At 44.4% G+C, this 295-nt stretch carries 1 protein-coding gene; it reads left to right on the top strand.

The features are described 5' to 3' along the window. Positions 1 to 295: SprB repeat-containing protein (locus DM397_RS00240; protein WP_204251838.1), on the top strand; the 295-nt coding region annotated here is incomplete at both ends.

Genomic DNA, 295 nt, shown 5'->3' with positions numbered 1-295 from the left:
AGGATCTAACGGGTCTGCAACAGTAAATGTCACTGGAGGAACAGGAACTTACACCTATTCTTGGTCTCCATCTGGAGGAAACGCTGCAACTGCAACAGGCCTTACTGCTGGAACCTATACGGTTGCGATAAAAGATGCTAACTTATGCGAAACAACAGCTAGTGTCACTATTGCCGAACCGTCTGTTCTTACCGCAACCATAGCCAAAACAGATATTTTATGCAATCAGGCAAATAACGGAACAGCTACTGTAACTCCTTCTGGAGGAACTGGATCTTATACCTATTCTTGGTCT

Source organism: Flavobacterium nitrogenifigens (assembly GCF_003254565.1).
GTDB classification, from domain to species: Bacteria; Bacteroidota; Bacteroidia; order Flavobacteriales; family Flavobacteriaceae; genus Flavobacterium; species Flavobacterium nitrogenifigens.
The sequence above is the reverse complement of the archived record's forward strand: the minus strand, read 5'-3'. Positions and strand labels throughout refer to the sequence as shown.